The organism is Leptospiraceae bacterium (assembly GCA_025059995.1).
In the GTDB taxonomy this organism is placed as follows: domain Bacteria; phylum Spirochaetota; class Leptospiria; order Leptospirales; family Leptonemataceae; genus SKYB61.
Genome location: JANXCF010000001.1, coordinates 383,515 through 401,587 on the forward strand (window position 1 = coordinate 383,515; position 18,073 = coordinate 401,587).

General features: G+C 34.7%; 13 protein-coding genes and 1 riboswitch. All 13 genes read right to left on the reverse strand.

Annotated features, from left to right (window positions below):
* Positions 1 to 12: 12 nt before the first annotated feature.
* The 13 genes from NZ853_01835 to NZ853_01895 all read right to left on the reverse strand — a co-directional run bounded on the left by NZ853_01835 (position 13) and on the right by NZ853_01895 (position 18,063).
* Positions 13 to 1,203 (reverse strand): CoA transferase, encoded by a 1,191-nt coding sequence (locus NZ853_01835; GenBank protein ID MCS7204417.1) that lies wholly within the window; start codon positions 1,201 to 1,203, stop codon positions 13 to 15.
* Positions 1,204 to 1,268: 65 nt separating this feature from the next.
* On the reverse strand, positions 1,269 to 4,070 hold the full coding sequence (locus NZ853_01840; GenBank protein MCS7204418.1) for an SNF2-related protein: 2,802 nt from the start codon (positions 4,068 to 4,070) through the stop codon (positions 1,269 to 1,271).
* Positions 4,067 to 4,606, reverse strand: coding sequence for an NUDIX hydrolase (locus tag NZ853_01845; protein MCS7204419.1), 540 nt, complete (start codon positions 4,604 to 4,606; stop codon positions 4,067 to 4,069). The genes NZ853_01840 and NZ853_01845 overlap by 4 nt, the downstream gene beginning before the upstream one ends.
* Position 4,607: 1 nt before the next feature.
* A complete protein-coding gene (locus NZ853_01850) occupies positions 4,608 to 7,085 on the reverse strand; it encodes a transglycosylase domain-containing protein (protein MCS7204420.1) in 2,478 nt (825 codons plus the stop codon).
* Positions 7,082 to 8,437, reverse strand: coding sequence for an oligosaccharide flippase family protein (locus tag NZ853_01855; protein ID MCS7204421.1), 1,356 nt, complete (start codon positions 8,435 to 8,437; stop codon positions 7,082 to 7,084). Before NZ853_01855 ends, NZ853_01850 begins: the two co-directional genes overlap by 4 nt.
* Positions 8,434 to 9,645: a fructose-bisphosphatase class II gene (locus NZ853_01860; protein MCS7204422.1), complete on the reverse strand. Its 1,212-nt coding sequence runs from the start codon at positions 9,643 to 9,645 to the stop codon at positions 8,434 to 8,436. Before NZ853_01860 ends, NZ853_01855 begins: the two co-directional genes overlap by 4 nt.
* 279 nt (positions 9,646 to 9,924) lie before the next feature.
* On the reverse strand, positions 9,925 to 11,718 hold the full coding sequence (thiC, locus tag NZ853_01865) for a phosphomethylpyrimidine synthase ThiC (protein MCS7204423.1): 1,794 nt from the start codon (positions 11,716 to 11,718) through the stop codon (positions 9,925 to 9,927).
* Positions 11,709 to 11,814, reverse strand: a riboswitch (TPP riboswitch). It overlaps the preceding gene by 10 nt.
* 71 nt (positions 11,815 to 11,885) lie before the next feature.
* Positions 11,886 to 12,167 (reverse strand): hypothetical protein, encoded by a 282-nt coding sequence (locus tag NZ853_01870; GenBank protein ID MCS7204424.1) that lies wholly within the window; start codon positions 12,165 to 12,167, stop codon positions 11,886 to 11,888.
* Positions 12,168 to 12,171: 4 nt separating this feature from the next.
* The gene (locus NZ853_01875) at positions 12,172 to 13,233 is read right to left on the reverse strand and encodes a CPBP family intramembrane metalloprotease (protein ID MCS7204425.1); all 1,062 of its coding nucleotides are present in this window, start codon (positions 13,231 to 13,233) and stop codon (positions 12,172 to 12,174) included.
* A gap of 3 nt (positions 13,234 to 13,236) precedes the next feature.
* Complete coding sequence (gspN, locus tag NZ853_01880; protein ID MCS7204426.1) at positions 13,237 to 14,082, reverse strand: type II secretion system protein GspN; 846 nt, start codon at positions 14,080 to 14,082, stop codon at positions 13,237 to 13,239.
* A gap of 4 nt (positions 14,083 to 14,086) precedes the next feature.
* Positions 14,087 to 14,584, reverse strand: a complete 498-nt coding sequence (gene gspM / locus NZ853_01885) for a type II secretion system protein GspM (protein ID MCS7204427.1) — start codon at positions 14,582 to 14,584, stop codon at positions 14,087 to 14,089.
* Between the two features lie 2 nt (positions 14,585 to 14,586).
* Complete coding sequence (gene pilM, locus NZ853_01890) at positions 14,587 to 16,206, reverse strand: pilus assembly protein PilM (GenBank protein MCS7204428.1); 1,620 nt, start codon at positions 16,204 to 16,206, stop codon at positions 14,587 to 14,589.
* Between the two features lie 69 nt (positions 16,207 to 16,275).
* Entirely contained in the window at positions 16,276 to 18,063 is a 1,788-nt protein-coding gene (locus tag NZ853_01895) for a GGDEF domain-containing protein (protein MCS7204429.1), read from the reverse strand.
* Positions 18,064 to 18,073 lie beyond the last annotated feature (10 nt).

Consider the following 18,073-nt stretch of genomic DNA (forward strand, 5'->3'; position numbering starts at 1 on the left):
GATAATCAATGCCTATTCTTTGTTTCTCAAAATGATTTTTTGTTTTTCTAAATTCGCCATTTTTTCTTTGCTAATGTTGAGTTCTTTCAAAATTTCTTCTGTATGTTGTCCTAATTTTGGTGGTGGTGAGTGAGTTTTTGTTTCGAGATTCGAAAACCGAAAGGGAATTCTTGGAAGTTTGAGGATTCCTATTTCTTTGTCATTAATTTCAACGAACATCTGAGTTTGTATAAAGTGAGGATGTTCCATCACTTCATGAAGTTTTAAAATTGGAAAGACACAACTATTCGGATTTTGAAAAAGAAAATCTAAGTCTTTATAGGTTTTGTTGATAAAATATTTTTGTAATTCCCTTTTGACATATTCATAATTACCATTAATCGTTAATTCCCATAAATCTTCTCTTTGAATCAGTCTTAAAAAAACTTGAAGGAACATAGGTTCTAAAGCAGCAACGACTATATATCGTTTATCTTTACATTCATAGACTTGATAATTAGGAAGCAATCCCGCTAAGGGTGTTTTGTTTTTATCATAGGTTTTGCTTCCCAAAAGATCCCCAATAGCAAGCATAGCAACAGGCAATGTTGAATTCGTTATACTCACATCGATAAAGCTCCCTTGACCTGTTCGTTCACGATGATACAACGCAAAACCTATCTGAGCCAAAGCGCTATAACTTCCCATTACATCAGCAATTTGAACGGCAGGAAGAGTAGGTCTGGTTTCACTAAGCAAATCTAAAACTCCTGATATTGCCAAGTAATTCGCATCATGCCCTGCATAATCTTTATAGATGCTTGTAGCTCCAAAACCAGAAATCGAAACGTAGATAATTTTAGGATTGATTTTTGCAGCTTCTTCATACCCAAGACCAATCTTTTCCATCATACCAGGACGAAATCCCTCAACAAGAATATCCACCTTGGGAAGAAGTTTTTTTAGGATTTCTACTCCTTCAGCTCGTTTATAATTGATGGCTAAGGATTTCTTATTTCGATTCAAAAGATAAAAGTAAGTGTTTTGATTCGAATTAGAAAAAGTAGTTCCCAATTTTCTTGTCCCATCAAAAGCGACAGGATGTTCCACTTTTATGACTTCAGCCCCAAGTTCTGACAAATACAACGTGCACAAAGGACCAGGAAGCAACGTGCTAAAATCTAAGACTCTTATGCCTTCTAATAATAATTTTTTTTCATTCATTTTTTTTATTATCTAAGTATGACAAATTGATTAGTTTTACAAATATTTTTTGTGCTCATCTAATCTTAAAGGATCCAATAGATTTGGAAGATCTCTACTTGAGTTTGTATATAATTAGATTGGTTAAGTTCATTCAATTTTTGTTGGAGTTCTAGTTTCGTTTGAAGGATAGCGTTTTCAGTTCTTGTTAATACGGCTTTTCGTTCGGATGTGGGATTGAGTTTATATCTGAGTTTTTCAATGTCCTTTTTTTCTTCTAAACTTCGTATTTTCTTTCCATAACTAATTTCTATTTTGTATTGTTCTTTTTTGTACAGGTCTTTGAATTCTTCGATCCAAGTGGGATTTTCTTCTTGTAAGGTTTTTTGTAGCCACTCTTTGGCTCTTATAGAAATGCCTATCAGCTTTTCCTTTTCGGATTTTGTGATGGGGTGAAAAGAATATGACTTTTTGGCAAAGTCTTTCAAAAATAAATCTTCGAGCTCCAATTTTTTTTGAAGCGAAAAATGATCTCCTTTTTTTGTTTTTGAAGAACTAACAACCGATAGCAACTCTTTTCTTAGAACAACATCTTTGTTTTTATAAGTAATCAAAAAAACAATGAATATCCCTTTTTTTTGTAAGGTTTCTGCTTGAAGTTTGATAATAGCATGTTTGTGAGGGTGATTCAAATAAAAATTTAAAGCTTCATCCACAAGGGGATGTCCAACCGCCAAAAATTCAAATTGTTCATTCTCCAAAGCAATTTCTGCATCAAAGATAGCCAGTTTTTCTTGACTCGGAATCTTATAGATATGAACTTTCTGTTTATTCGGCTTCTTGATTGTTTGGAACTTTTCTAATTTCCATGAGGATGGATTCTCAGATAAATAATGATTTGTTAGCTTCTCAATGTGAAGGTTATCTACTTCTCTCTCTTGGTTTGTGATTTTATAGTAATCCGCAAAATTAAAATCCATCACTTTGGGGGATATGAGCTCAGATAGAAGTTGGTAAGATTTTTTGATGGTTTCGATTTGACTTTCGATTTTTTCCTCAAGTTCCTTTTGATGGATTTTCCCCGAGACAAAATCCATAACTAATTGAGGTAAATTGATTTCTTCTTCGATTGTTCCCAGAAGGATATCTGAAGGTCCAATGGATTCTTCAAATATCCGAATTTTATTTTCTAAGATATGTAGCACCTTTTCTGCTACCGTATTCCTTGTGGAGAAATTCAAAATCAAAACATCGCTTTTCTGCCCGAAACGATGTATCCTTCCAATCCTTTGTTCCATTTTGAGGGGTGACCATGGAAGATCATAATTGATCAAAACATTTGCAAACTGAAGATTTCTACCTTCTCCACCTGCTTCGGTAGAAATCAAAATTTCCCCTTTTTCTTTGAATTCCTGAATTTCTTTTTCTTTTTGTTGTTGATTTAAACTCCCATGAAAAATATTACATCGATAAGAACTTAACATCTCTAACAAATATTCTTGTGTGGTTCGAAATTGGGTGAAAATTACGAACTTTTTGTAACCATTCTTTTTCAAGAAGTCAATTGTTTCTTTTAGCTTCTGTACTTTTGTATCAAACTTGATTTTCTTTCCAATCGAAATCAAGCGTGATAGCGTGAGGATTTCTTTTCTTAGATTTTGGAGGGAATAGGAATTTTGATCAAAATAACTTAGGTTTTCAACTAGTTCATCTTCGTTTTCGTTGTATTCTATTTGCTCTTCCCAATCCCAATCTTCTTCAATTTGTTTACGATGATTTTGATAGATTCTTGTTTCTAACAAAAACCTTCTCTTTTCTAAAGCCTTCACCAGGGCTTTTGTAGAAGAATCTAACAATTTTTGAAAAACAATCATGATAAAGCCAATTGCTCGATTTTGTTGTTCCTTAGAAAGATTGTATTCTTTTTTTACGTATTCCGTTACTTCGTCATAGAAAAGCCTTTCTTCTTGAGAAAGATCAAGCTTGACGGTTTTTACTATCCTTTTCGTAAATCCCCCTACTTCGGTTTTTCTCCTTCGAATTAGAATTTTCTCGATCTTAGAACGAAGATGAGAGATATTCTCTCCTTGACGTGATGAGATTATATATTCTTGAAAAAAAGAATGTTCCGGACCAAGAAGATGTGGATCAATTAGCTTTATTAGATAATAAAGTTCTTCTAGTTTTCCACGAAAGGGTGTAGCACTCAAGAGCAATATACCCTCCGTAGTCTTCGAGATTTTCTCTGCAAAAGAGTATGCTTGAGTGATTTTGTTATAATCCCTTCGGAGTCTATGAGCTTCATCGAAAATAATCAAATCCCACTTTATTTTCAATAGAGTTTCATAATACTTTGGATTTTTTATAAAATCTATTGATGTTATGATTTTGTAAATTTTTTTAGATAAAATATCTCTAAAGTTTTTACTATTGATAATAACAAAATCTTCATTGAATTTATTTTTGAGTTCTTGTTGCCATTGGATTTGTAGGGGTGCTGGCACAACTATTAAAAAATTTTTGTAATTTTTCCTAAATATTAATTCTTTTAAAATCAGACCTGCTTCGATTGTTTTTCCTAATCCTACTTCATCAGCGAGAAGAAATCTAGGTTTGTATGCGTGTATTACTCGATGAGTAGCTTCGATTTGATGAGGAAGCAATCGAGTCCTCGAATTCGATAAACTCGATAATTTGTGATATACGTAATGTAAGCGTATACGATGAGCTATCAGTGAATTCATTGCTTGATGGAGTTCTTTTTTATTTTGGACAATATAAAATTTATCTTCAGAAATCTCATCGTGTTGATGATCTTGTGGTAAGGAAATCGAAACACTTTCCTTTCGAATAGTTCGATCAAACTCGAAAATGTCAAAAGAATTCATGAATGATTGGGGTAAATTCCCAAGTGGGTATAATCAAGTCGACTCTTTTTTTTATCCTCGATGTAGGTTTTTAAAGCATACTTAACTGATGTAAATGCGATTTCATCCCACGGGATCTCATCAATAGAAAAAAGTTGTGTAATTAAAGTCTCAGGTCCGGGATGAAAATCCAAATCTAGTAGTCTTGCCAAAAAAAGTAAATAAACTTGGCTAATTTTAGGAATACTATAAACTGCTTGGAGTTTTATGATCTCAACTCGGGCATTTGCTTCTTCAAGGGTCTCTCGAAGAGCTCCTTCTTCGACGGTTTCTCCAAGTTCTAAGAATCCTGCTGGTATGGTCCATTTGCCAAATTGAGGATCAATTGCTCTTTTACAAAGCAAAATTTTCTCTTCATAAATGGGAATGGTTCCAACGATAATCTTGGGATTTTCGTAATGTATGGTATTACAGTTCAAACAAACGTATCTTTCAACGTGATCACCGGGGGGAGTCATTCGAATAACAGGATGTCCACAATTGCTACAATACTTCATATCATTCTAACTCAATTTTCAAATCCAATTTGGGGATTTCTGTAATGGGATTTTTCATTTCTTTTAAGTTAGATGAATGAACCTCACAGATTTCTTTTGGTTCAGTTCCAATGATGAAGTATTCTTCAATGGTATCACAATGTTTTGTCGGATTTTTTCCTGTTAACGAGCAAACAGATTTTTTAATCACGTTATTGGGAATAGGTTCGTTTTCGTACTTCGGGAACTTCGTTTGATTGATATAATTAACGAAAAAGTTCCTCCAAACAGGTGCTGCTAAGCTTCCTCCAGTAGAACCCTGACCCAAAGATTTGTTATTATCATATCCAATATAAATCACCGTGACGCTATCAGGCGTCATACCTACAAACCAAGCATTCGTAAATCGATTTGATGTTCCAGTTTTACCATAAACAGGAACATTAGGGATATATGCAGCTCTTCCTGTTCCTTTTTGAACGGCTTCTTTCAAAATATCTTTCAAAATAAACATAGTTTCTGGAGAAAAAATGTTTATCACCTCAGGGGGTGGAGCTTGGTAAACTAACTTTACTTCTTTGTTTTTTTCCACTGTGATCTTTTCGATAAAGAAGGGGGTGATCATGCTTCCATTTCGTGGAAAAACAGTGTAAGCAGTAGCAAGTTGCAAGGGTGATACATCATAGGAGCCCAGAGCAATCGCTGCTTCTCGTGGTAGTTTTCCTTTCGGGAGTTGTAGGAGTTTTTCTAAATACCCATTGATGACGTCTGGTCCCATTTTGATGTAGCTCTGCACAGCAATCGTGTTTTTGGATTGAACCAGTGCTTCTCGAATACGCATAGGACCTTGAAACGTTCCACCAAAATTATCAGGTTCGTATTCCGACAGATCCGAATCGATGAAAGTGATGGGACTATCATCTAAAACTGTAGCAGCCGTGAAGTTTCTTTCTTTGTCCTCAGGATTTCGATAAGAATATTCCATGGCTGATGCGTAAATTAAAGGCTTTAACGCACTGCCGGGCTGTCGTTTTGACAAAAAACGTAAGAGCTGGTTTGCGGGTATAAATTTTGAACCCCCTACGACTGCTTCTATCTTTCCATTGTTGGGATTGATGGAAATCAAAGCACCTTCGATGATTTCTGGTTTGAGGGTTTGAGTATCAATGCTTTCTTTTAATTTGTTTTCTAATGCATTCACGATATTTCGTTCTCCAAATAGATAATTCAGTAAAATCAAGTCTTCTTTGTTTTCTTTTAGATATTTTTGTTCAAAATCCCTTTGTTTTTTGCTAATACGAAATTTAAAATCTGCAATGCCAAAGAGTTGCTTTAAGAGAGGATAGATTTCTTGATAACGTTCATCGAAAATTTCGTATTGAGTGAAAGGTTTTCGATGGGGATTTCGGATTTCGTTGAGTTGTTTGAGCCAACCCTGTAATGCCTTTTCTGCTGCGATTTGCTTTTCTACGTTTAATGTTGTGTAGATGCGATATCCTCCCGTATTGAGGTTATTTTTGATTTCACTTGGTAGTAAAGTAAGCACATAGTTTGAGGCGTAAGGAAACAAATCCAATCGCTTCGTAAAAGAGCTCTCATCAGGATAACGATTCAACGTCAGGATGTAATTTTGAACAATGTTTTTGTATTCTCTTTCAGCATCTCTGATAGAAATTTCGCCATTTTCTACAAGTCGCTTAAAAGTGACCTGCATTTTCGAAATGGACTTCATCGGGTTCTTCAATGGGCTGTAGTTATTAGGACTGGTGGTCAACGAAGATAACACCGATGCCTCACCAATGGTGAGCTCCCGAAAATTTTTGTTAAAGTAAAACTGAGAGGCTGACTCAATACCTAAAGTTCCGTGACCCAGAGGAACTTCGTTAAAGTAGATTTCTAAGATTTTGTATTTTGGGTATTTGAGTTCTAAAAAAAACGAAAGACTTACTTCTCGTAGTTTGCGAATGATGGTTCGTTCTCGGCTCAAAAAACGTAACCTAGCTGTTTGTTGAGTCAGAGTAGAAGCTCCCTCTTTGATTTCTCCAGCTATGAGGTTGATGATCAGAGCTCGTATGATACCGGGTATGTCGATTCCGAAGTGCTCACGAAATCGGATGTCTTCCGCGGCTATGAAGGTTTTTACTACATTGAGATTTTCAAAATCATCTTCTGTGAGTTCGATGATCTTTCGATTTTGGGAATAAAACTCAGCTATGGGAACAACTTCTCCTTTACTATTGTAGCCATAAATGATGGAAGGTTTTTCGTAGTCTTCTACAAACCAAACGAGAAATGGATCGGCAAACGAAAATGCCACCAAAAGCGGAATAAGAAACACTAAAACAACAATCAAAAGGATTGAGTTTCTAAGATAAGCTTCTTTTTGAAGAAATCTGCGAAAGTACGTAGCCAAAAAAGCGAAAAACACCCTTTCTAAAAAATTCTTGTTTTGAAATTTGTTATACAACGGATCAACTTGGGATGGACGAGAGTCAATCATATGGTTTTTATCTTTTCCATGAACTCAGGAAATTTTCCTTTTTTGAAATAGTGAGTAAATAAAAAAATCAAAAAAAACCACCCAAAGAATTGGGAAAACAATGTAGAATAAGCAGCACCCATGATTCCAAATTGAGGTATGAGTATCCAATTGAACAAAAAACTTCCAAGCATCCTCAAAAATGCTTCGATGGCAATCAAAACAGTTTGATCCAAAGAAAATAAAGCTGTTCCTAAAGGAGCAAAAAACAAGCGAAGAAGAAAAGAAGGATAGATCACCCAAAAAACATTTACAGCTTGGTAGTATTCATCTCCATACCAAAGAGTAATAAACCACTCGCCAACATATACAAGAGGAAGCAAGAGAAAAAATAATAGTAATACATATTTATAAATTTTTTTAAAATATTGCTTATATTCATCAGGATTTTGAAATCGACTCATAGTGGGAAGCATTATCGATTGCATGGTTGAAAGCAAAATCACAATTCCTTGTGTGGGGGTTCTTGCAGCATTAAACAATCCTGCATCTCGAACTTGAGTCAGCATCAAAATTTCCATCCAATCAGAGAGCATTGCAAAAAACGAAGCAAACAAAATCCAAAGATTGTATCTAATTAGTTTTCTGGTCCAGAATTGGATTTTGATCTTTTGAACTGGAAAAAAGAATTTTTTTGCATCAAAGAAAAGAAAATAGAATAACCACGGGAAAAACGTCCCAGCCATGAAGCTAAAAAGCACATGCTTGATCTCCAAATACCCTTGATTCCAAAAGAAAAACAAAAAAAGTAAAAGTATTCTTGATAGACCCGTCAAAGGTATCCAAAAAGAAAGGGTTCTGTAGTTTTTGTGGGAGACTAACAACGCATCAAAATACGAAAAAAACGACATTCCCAGTGCTGACAAAAACACTAACCAAGCATTCGTGATCTGATACGGTGTCGAAGTCAAAGGGAAAAATCCTGATGAAACGTGAAAGAAGTTATAAAGAAAATTCTCAAGGGTCCAATAAACCACAAGAACAAAAACCACTATGAAGGAATAAATTTTGATTTTAATTGAGGCTGCTAAGAGTTGATGGATTTGGCTTTCTTTTTGCTCAGATATGGCTGGAGATAAGTATCGTATGAGGGAATATTGTAAACCCGTCTCCAGTATTGCTTGGAAAATCACCATCCTTGCTAAATACTGGCTATAAAGTCCATGTTCTTCAATGGTGAGAAGCCTTCCTACTATAAAAGAAAATATCAATGACGAAAGTGAATGAAAAGAACGGGAAAAAAATAAGACAAGGGCTTGAAACATCGAAGAAGAAGCAAAATCCAAAAGTTTTTTCAAAAGTGATTGTATCATTGAAAAATGATTTCTTTTCTTCGAAAATCGCCGTCTTCTAATTCCACGAGCATGACGTTATTGATGGTCCATATAACCGTTGAAACCATAAGCCGATGATTTTTCCCTTTGGGAGCTTCCGGAAGACCAGAAGATCTATTGGATACTTGTTTTTGATTGACTTTCTTTTTTGGGACCTTTCTTATGCCAGGCAACCAAATCGAAGAATGTATCCCCGTCATAATGAGGATGGCTTCTCCTTTTATCCACTCATCTTCGTTTAAGGTTTGATTTAAAATTCCTAACTCTTCGGCTTCTATTTCTGTTTTTTCATTATGGGGTTGGATTCTTCCCAAAAAAATGGAGTGAGTGGATTTTGCCATAAAGGCTTGAATTAATCCTTCTGGAGCTCCATAAATTCCTATCAGTAAATTCATCCTTCCTTCTTTTCGGACTATGATTTCTGCTGATGCTGATATACTCCCTGAGTCAATCAAGGCAACCCCAGCTCCGAGCTCACGAATCCTATCAATCAATTCGCTGTGTCGAGGACGATCCTGCACAACCACAGTAAGATCAGAAATGTCTCGATGTAACGCCAACGCAGTTAACATGAGTATCTCTTTTGGATCAGCATCTAAAAGTTCTTTTTTGATGTGAATTTTAGAAGTTCCCTCTTTATCGATATCGATATAGAAATATTTTTTTATCAGTTCTTGGTGTTCTGTATCTAATTCTTGGAATTTATCCTCCATGAATAAAAGTTTCCCCAAATCCCTTACTTCTTTAGGTAAAAGTAGTTGCTTCATGTATGTTTTTGGGACAGCTTGTATGGTATCTTTCTCGGCGATAAGTAGAACCGACATGGAATCAGGCAAACCCTTTGCAAAATTTGAGGTGCATTCTAAAGGATCAATCACGGCTTCTAAATCCAACATTTCTTTGTAGGGAATTCCTAGTATTTTCCTATGTCCACCGTAGCCTGAGTGATCTTTTTCTCCTTCCCCTATCAAAACTTGTATTTTGTAGGGAAGGGAATTTAAGGTTTCTTCCATGATTTGAGCTGCGATTTGGTCTGCCTTCTCTTTTTGTCCTTTCCCGGAGAGCTCGTATATACCCCTTGCAACCGTGTCTGTGACTTTGATGAAGTCTTGAGCAATTTCATGCAGGTGTATGATGTCGCTTTTACGTTCTTTCCTAGATTCTTGTTTGGTTTCTAAGGTTTCCATAGATTTTGCCTTGGCTTGTTCTATGATTTTTTGACAAAAGAAATTTTAGAGTCAATAACGTTGTTGAATTTTTCTTTGAAGTTAGATTTCATTTTTTTAACTTAAAAAAAGAAAAATCTCTCATGTCAAATCAATAAGTTTCTACAATACACACTTGTAGGTTTCATTCTGATGGGTTGAAGGAGTCGGGTTTTCGAAGCAAAAAAAAAGTTTGAGTTAATGTAAAATCATTTTACTCAAACTTTTGTTTTGTTGAGAAAAAACTTTATTCGAATGTGTTTACACGTAGATTTCTTGTCCTTTTTTGAGAAATTCTTCGGCTTTTTCTTTCATGCCTTCTTCGATGGCTTCTAATTCTGTGAGGTTTTTTTCTTTGGCATATTCTCTGAGTTCTTCTGTGATTTTCATTGAGCAAAACTTGGGTCCACACATGGAACAAAAATGAGCCAATTTTGCCCCCTCCGCTGGTAGAGATTCATCATGGTATTCTCTGGCAGTGTAAGGATCAAGCGAAAGATTGAACTGATCATTCCAACGAAATTCAAACCTTGCTTTTGATATAGCATGATCCCTCAAGATAGCTTGTTTATGTCCCTTTGCAATGTCAGCGGCATGAGCAGCGATTTTATAAGCAATCACACCTTGTTTCACATCTTCTTTGTTCGGTAATCCTAAGTGTTCTTTTGGAGTCACATAGCAAAGCATGGCGGTTCCCATAGCTCCTATGTTGGCAGCTCCAATCGCAGAAGCAATGTGATCATACCCGGGAGCAATATCAATTACTAAAGGACCTAAGGTATAAAAAGGCGCATGGAAACATTCTTCTTCTTCTCTTCTCATATTTTCTTCTATTAAGTGAAGCGGAATGTGACCTGGTCCTTCGATCATGACTTGCACATCGTGTTTCCATGCAATTCTCGTTAATTCTCCTAATGTTTTGAGTTCAGCAAATTGAGCTTCGTCATTGGCATCATAAATACTTCCGGGACGTAAACCATCTCCTAAAGAAATTGCCACATCATAAGTTTTGAGGATTTCGCAGATTTCTTCAAAGTGAGTATATAGGAAATTCTCTTTATGATGAGCCAAACACCACTTCGCAATGATAGAACCACCCCGAGAAACAATACCCGTCATACGATTCATTGTCAAAGGAATGTAGCGTAAAAGAACGCCTGCATGAATGGTAAAGTAATCCACTCCTTGTTCTGCTTGTTCAATAAGAGTATCTCGAAAAACCTCCCAACTTAGTTCTTCGGGGATTCCTCCGACTTTTTCTAATGCTTGATAGATAGGCACAGTTCCAATCGGAACAGGTGAATTTCGAAGAATCCACTCTCGTGTTTCGTAGATATTTTTTCCTGTTGATAAATCCATCACTGTATCAGCTCCCCATCGGATTGCCCAAACCAACTTTTCTACCTCTTCTTCAATGGAGGAACGAATGGCTGAGTTCCCAATGTTTGCATTGATTTTTACTAGGAAATTTCTTCCAATAATCATGGGTTCAGTTTCGGGATGATTGATGTTGGCAGGGATGATGGCGCGTCCTGCTGCTACTTCCTTTCTTACAAACTCAGGGGTGACGTATTCAGGCAATCCAGATGGAAGGATTTTGGGGTTGTATCCAAATTTTTCCCAAAGAAGCTCCCTTGCCATATTTTCGCGAATGGCAATGTATTCCATTTCAGGGGTTATGATACCTTTTCTTGCATAGTGCATTTGAGTTACATTCATGCCTTTTTTGGCTTTACGAATCCTTCGTTTTCGTAGTACCCCGTCATATCGTATAATCTCTGTATCGTTTCTTTCTTCTATCCACCTTTCTCGAAGTTCAGGAAGTCCCTTGTTAATGTCAATCTCGATTACTGGATCGGTGTAAGGACCAGAAGTATCGTACACAATGACAGACTCATTGGGAATTAGCTTTCCTTCTCTTGTTCTTGTGGGTGAGAGCTGTATCTCTCGCATCCCTACTTTGATGTCTTCACGTGATCCTGAAACATAAATTTTTCTGGAATTAGGAAACGGTTCTCTTGTGATTTCAAATTTTTTGGTGATGGGTTTGTTCATAGTTCCACTCCCTACGGCAGCATTACCTGCATCAGGTTCAAAGGGTATAATCTCAGCCCCATAGCAAAAGAGTATGGAGCACCCCCTGGAACTTGATGTGGTATGGTTCAAATTACATAATATATCTTAAATTATAAATATGTCAATTATAAAGAAGCATTTTTTGGCTATTCGTAAGGTTTTTCGTAGATTTTGCCACAAATCAATGGATAATCAACAAAAGGACATTCCGAACGAATGATGGTAAATAAACAGGATTCAAACCATCTTCGAGGAACTTTTTCTGGTAAGATCAAAAAATAACCCGGTTCAGTTTGGCAAATACTCGCTTTGTAAAGGTATGCAATCAAAAACTCTTCGTAAGCTTTCTTTTGTGAAATAACATTTGTATCAACATCAAGACAAAAACTAAAACCAAAAGAAAAGAACAAAATCATGAATTTTTTCATGAGCTCAAAATTTCACTTGATAATAAACAGGCATAAAGTAAACATCCCTTTCTTCTCGCAAAACGTTTCTATCTTCTTTCATATAACGAATTTGATTAAGGAGTATGAGCATGTTCCACCAAAAATGAATTGCTATAGATTGACGAAAATCCCAGTTATTCTTGTAATGAAGGTATCCTAAATAAACCCCCATAATCGTGGCAACAAATACATTTCCAATACCGTTGTAATAATGAGCTAAACCAAAAATAAGGGAAGAACTTACTAAGCCGACTTCAAAATTCGTTTCTTGGATAATGTAGTGATTGAGAAACCCACGAAAAAAAGCTTCTTCACTTACGGCAGCATTAAAACTCAAAACCGTAGAATAAAAATTCATGTATCCGTTTTTCTTCATCCCGGGGTATAGAAGTGTGTATGTTGGATTTTTCGGGGGATTTGTGGTATTATAGGCAATGATTGAACCCAATACTCCAATAGGAATCCAAAAATAAAAATTATTCAAGTATCGCCATTGGAAAGGTGCGACCACCAAATCCAAATAGTTTTCTTTATGATAACTTCCTATTCCTCCAGCGTCACGATATGAGGAATATATAGAATAGAACCAAACATGCTGAGCCGACTGAAATAACAATTCACTGCCTGTGCTTGCATAGGTTTTCCTCTCATAATTACCATATTCAATTAAAGGATTGATTTCGAACCATTTTCCATCCTTGAGCAATTGAAGATTTTTTCGTAAAATGGCTATTCTTGGATTTGTGGGTGGATAAATATTAGGAAGTATATATCTTCGATAGTAATCAGAATAAATTGCTTCTTTTAAATCAAAATCAATATAACTATCAACAACATAGTCTTTTCGTTTTGCCATTTCCCTTGCACCGTAAAGAAATCCTCCAAATAAAGTAAATTGAATTGCAGCATCAAGATAATTCCCCAATAAAGCCTGTCCTAACCCTGGAATGATTCCGTAAATAGCATATCTTATCGGTGATTGCGAATCCAAAGAAAAGCTTAAGGATAAATAAATTACTATAAAAAATTTATAAAATATTTTCATAAATCAATTTTGTAATTTTGGATTGGAAATAGTTCCTTGAATTTTAGCACACCACTCACCCCCCATACTTCCCCCCAAAGTAAGATAAAAACCATAAATAGAGGGATTAATTTCTTCTAAGTTAGGGTTTGGATTTAAACAAATTCTTGCATCTATTATACTATTTGCCAAGTCATTCGCAAGATTGCCACTTCCTTGGAGGCTAATTTTGAATAAAGGATTATCGATATTCGATTTCGGGATAGAAAAACTTCCTTTGTCCATTTTGATTTGAAGGTTAACATTTCTGAATACTTTTTGTTCATCAGGAATGGGTAGATTTTTGAATTGCCCCATGAGTTCTTTGAATTGGATTTCCCTTGTTTTGGCTTCTATACTTCCTTTCCACTGGTTGAGGGGTTCATCAAAGGAGTTTTCGAAAAGTGCTTGAATCCTTGCGTTTTTTAAGTTGAGTTCTATATTTTCTATCTTGATTTGACCATTTTGAACTAAAAGATTGCCTTGGATTTTTTTACCAAGAAGTTTCCAAATATTTAACTTGAGTTGTGCTTCATCTCCAGTTAAAGTAAAGTTTTTTTCATTAGTAATATAAAAGTCCTTCAATACAATAGGAGAAAAAATCCCCAGCTTTAATTCTACGTAATCAATTTTTATTTCCTTGATAAATGTTAATAAAGCATATCGAATCAAAGCAGAATAAGGAAGAAGCAACAACGTAAAAACCAAAAAAGAAAAAACACCTACAAAAATCAAAATGAACTTCTGAGTAGTGGTGATACGAACTTCTTTTAGTTCTTCTTCGGGGGGAGTTTCTTCTTCTTTTTGTTCTATTTGTTCAGTTTGTTCCATCAATTCACTCCATTTTTTCTACATATAGGGTGAGGCGAACATCAAAGATATCTCTTCCCGGTAAAGGTTTTCTTATCACTAATTCCTTGATTTTGACTCCTCTTTGTTGGTATTCTATTTCATAAAGAAACTCCCAGAAAGGCGGAAGGGCAATACCATTGAAACTCATATCAACAAAAATGGTTTTGGTTTTTGTTTTTCCTGTTTTTTCTTCTCGGTCCCGAATGCTATTGGGAGTGATTTGTTTTTCTTGAAGCTTTTGAGTAATGATAGTTAAAAGTTCATTTTTATCGGGAATATCAGGAATTTTGGGAATAGCTGAGATTTGGTTTTTTAGCCTTACTAAAGTTTGTAAATCCTTTCTTTTTTTTTCAATGCTGCTTTCAATTTCTTGTTGTTTTTTGATTATGATTTGAAAAACAAATGCCAGTCCCAGAATGAAAAGAATAATTACAACGATAACAAGTAATAACTTTTCTCGCGGACTGAGTCTATTCCACATTTTTATTTACAGTCTATTTCTAATTTCGTGTCTTGTTGTTTGATTTTAAGACTCAATTCTAATCGAACCTTCTGTCCAGCGATCAAATCTCTTCTTACTACCTCTACCATGGAAAACATCCTACTTTTCTGAAGTTCTTCTTGAACTTTTACTACATTTGCTATGTTGTCAACTATAAGTTCTAAGTTAATTTGATCTTCAGTGTAACGAAGACTTTTGAATTCCAATCGAGCTATCTCAGGAGAAAGCATATGATTCTCGATTTCTTTTATTATTTCTAAAAATTTGATACCAATCGTTATATTTTTCCAGTAATTTAGTTTTTCTTCGCAGACCTTTTTTGCCCGCTGAACGGGATTGGGAACATTTCCCACATCAGGGATAGTCTGAGCTACTTCTCGAATCTGACTCTCATAGAACCTCGATTGACGTTGATCCAAAAGTATCTTCAAAATAAACGAAATCAAAAAAATAATAATTGCTATTCCAAAAAATGATATGGGAAGGTAAAACACCTCTATGCGTATTTCCCCTTTTTTAAGACTTTTTCCTAAGGGTGTGTTTAAAAAATCAATTTTTTCCTTTTGGCTTTGGCTCTTTCGAAAGTGAAGAAATCCCCCGATGGCAATTATCCAAGTTTCAATGGGATCATCACCTAAGGTGATTTGGTATCTACGCATTTGGATGTTCAAATCCCGTTCTAAGATTTCTTGAATACCTTGAATAAGAGAACCACCTCCCGAAAGATAAGAATATGAAATCAATTCTACTTCAGCTGCATAGAGAGTTCTTTTGACTTCTTGAATAAAAAAATCCCATTCTTCGTAGAGATTTTTTTGAATTTCTTCGATATCTTTTTGGCTCTTTATTTCTTCAATAGATTCTTTATTGATAAGTTTATCGAAATTTTCAAAAAGGAATTTTTCTACTTCATTTGGTTGTTTTTCAAAATGGGGTTCAAGCACATTCAACAGACTTCTCACACCAAAAGGAATTTGCCTTGTATATGAAAGTTTACCATTATCGAGAATATTTATAATTGTTTTCGAATAACCAATATCTAATTGTAAAATCGTTTTTCTTGTGTAATCTTTATCGATTAGGAGTTCCAAAGCACTTGATAAGGCTAAGCTTTCCAAACCCAGCATCTTGGGATTTATACCAATAGAATGCATTGAGTTTATGTATGACTCAATGATTTCGTTTTTTACAGCGAAACCTAAAACCTTTGCTTCGTCTTTTTCTATTTTTGTAGTGATACCTAAAACTTGAACCTCTTCCAAAGCTACTGGAATATAAGCCTCGATTTCATTTTCTAAAACTTGAAGTACTACTTCTTCTTTCTCTGCGGGAATTGTAAGTTTTCGAACGAAAACTTCTTCCTCATTGAGTAACAGAATTAGCTCTTTCTCTTGAGGAAACAAAGTTTCCAGATAGCGAATGAGGTTGTATTCCCAAATAGGTTTTTGGTGTTCTTCGTTAATTGATGCAATCTCATTTTGAAAGGGCAAGATTTCTTTCTGAAGAATTTTAAAATTTCCCCAGCTAAACTCAATCAAAATTCCTTTATAATTTTTACTACCTCGATCTACAACTAAAACCTTCTGTTGTAGTAAACTCATTATTTATGTTTTTCGGTTTTTTAAAAAGAGGTTTGAATTTAAAGCAAATTTTAAATCTTTAATCAGAAATTAATAGACTTTATAGAAAATACTTCTTTGTGTTTGATCTTTGGATTGGTATTTTAAATCATTAATCATTAGAAAAAGTTCATCAACAGGTAGTTCTTTTTGGTTTTGAAAATACAAAACACCCACTGATAATTTTGGAAGTTCTGATTTTTGTAAAAATCCGAAACGATTTGTATAAGTGAAGAAACCATTGTGTATGATTTCTTTTGGTAATGAATTTTTTATATGCTTATCAAACTCTTTTTGAATTTTTCTTAGAGATTTCAAAATGTGGAAAAAGGATTTGTATTTAGTAAATACGATAAAATCATCACTTTCAATGTGTCCAAGAAAGTAGACATGTTTATCTCTAAAGGTGTTTTTTAGAAGAGTGCCCAAATAAGAAATGAGTTTATCGCTTTCATCGAAACCAAAAGCTTCATTGAAATTTTTGAAATTTTGAATATCTATATAAGCAATACTCATGACATCTATAAAATTTTTGTGAGTGTTAATAAATCTTTTAATTGCACTACTTCCTGGGAGCTGAGTCAATGGATTGGTTTCTTTAGCAACAAGGAGTTGTTTTCGAAATACGTACTTCAGAAGATTTTCTGCAGTGATGACCCCTTTGTAGACTCCATTTTCTGTTATGATGATTTCAAAAAAGTTTTGATCTTGTAGGTCTTCATCTAGACTTAGCGTTTCTAAAAATTGAAATAAATCAATTTTAGAATCTAATACATACGTCTTTTTCATTAGTTCTTTTAGAGTATGATGAGAAAAGTTATCTGTAGATAAAAAGTGTCTTTTCAATTCTTTTTCGTAAAGTATACCTTCTGGTTCATCATGCTCATTTACAACAGGAAAGAGGGAGTATTTCGAATAATTTTGTAAATGTTCTAGAACTTCATCTTTTCTTGATGTGTTTTTGATGGGAGGTATTGCTTCTATATGGATTTCCTTTATGAGGAATTCATTATCAGTAATAAAAGGATCATAAAGAACATTGATTTCGTGAAAAAGAGCTTCTATTGTTGGCAAAATTTCATTATATTCTTCAATAAAAAAAGGAGGTGCAATATAATGTCCTTGTGCTAGATCGATTCCAATTTTCATACAAGTAATTAGTTCTTCTTTGGTTTCAACTCCTTCTGCTATTACACGTCCACCTATGAGGTGAGCTAAATGAACGATTTGTTCTACAAATAGTTTTTTTCTAAGATCCTTATGGATATTTGAAACAAAGAAACGATCCAACTTTAGGATCTCTGGTTCAGCTGAGTAAATTAACTTCAGACTTGAATAACCAATCCCAAAATCATCAATCGCAATCTTAAACTCCTGGTTTTTATAGTTATAAATAATTTTAGACAAGTTTTCGTAGGAATGAAAAGGAAACCTTTCTGAAATTTCAAAAATAAGAGTCGAGTTAGGTAGATTATATTTTTTCAAAAGTTTTACTGTGTTTCCAGACTCAAAGTTAGGCATTTCCAAAATTCGGTTATCTATATTGTAAAAAAGTCTGCGCTTTCGGTAATCAGGAAACTGAACGAACAAAGAGAGTAATTTTTCCCTCAAAAGGAGATCAATACCATAAAGAACTTTTTCTTGGAAGGCTACATCAAAAAATTGAAAAATGCTCTGAAATCCAGCTTCTTGGTAGTTTCTCAATAAAGCCTCAAAACCAAAAATTCTTTTCGCTCTCAAATCCACAATTGGTTGAAAAGCGAAATTGATTTTTTCAACAGCCTTATTCCAATCGTAATCTACTGCATAATCACTAGTTTTTTCCTCGAATTTGGACATATTAATTTGC

Bases quoted from the DNA above. Each gene is read 5' to 3' on its own strand.
- NZ853_01840 (MCS7204418.1), bottom strand. From the start codon at position 4,070: ATGAATTCTTTTGACATTTTCGAGTTTGATCGAACTATTCGAAAGGAA.
- NZ853_01860 (MCS7204422.1), bottom strand. From the start codon at position 9,645: ATGGAAACCTTAGAAACCAAACAAGAATCTAGGAAAGAACGTAAAAGC.
- NZ853_01835 (MCS7204417.1), bottom strand. From the start codon at position 1,203: ATGAATGAAAAAAAATTATTATTAGAAGGCATAAGAGTCTTAGATTTT.
- NZ853_01845 (MCS7204419.1), bottom strand. From the start codon at position 4,606: ATGAAGTATTGTAGCAATTGTGGACATCCTGTTATTCGAATGACTCCC.
- gspM (MCS7204427.1), bottom strand. From the start codon at position 14,584: ATGTGGAATAGACTCAGTCCGCGAGAAAAGTTATTACTTGTTATCGTT.
- thiC (MCS7204423.1), bottom strand. From the start codon at position 11,718: ATGAACAAACCCATCACCAAAAAATTTGAAATCACAAGAGAACCGTTT.
- NZ853_01850 (MCS7204420.1), bottom strand. From the start codon at position 7,085: ATGATTGACTCTCGTCCATCCCAAGTTGATCCGTTGTATAACAAATTT.
- NZ853_01895 (MCS7204429.1), bottom strand. From the start codon at position 18,063: ATGTCCAAATTCGAGGAAAAAACTAGTGATTATGCAGTAGATTACGAT.
- pilM (MCS7204428.1), bottom strand. From the start codon at position 16,206: ATGAGTTTACTACAACAGAAGGTTTTAGTTGTAGATCGAGGTAGTAAA.
- gspN (MCS7204426.1), bottom strand. From the start codon at position 14,082: ATGGAACAAACTGAACAAATAGAACAAAAAGAAGAAGAAACTCCCCCC.
- NZ853_01875 (MCS7204425.1), bottom strand. From the start codon at position 13,233: ATGAAAATATTTTATAAATTTTTTATAGTAATTTATTTATCCTTAAGC.
- NZ853_01855 (MCS7204421.1), bottom strand. From the start codon at position 8,437: ATGATACAATCACTTTTGAAAAAACTTTTGGATTTTGCTTCTTCTTCG.
- NZ853_01870 (MCS7204424.1), bottom strand. From the start codon at position 12,167: ATGAAAAAATTCATGATTTTGTTCTTTTCTTTTGGTTTTAGTTTTTGT.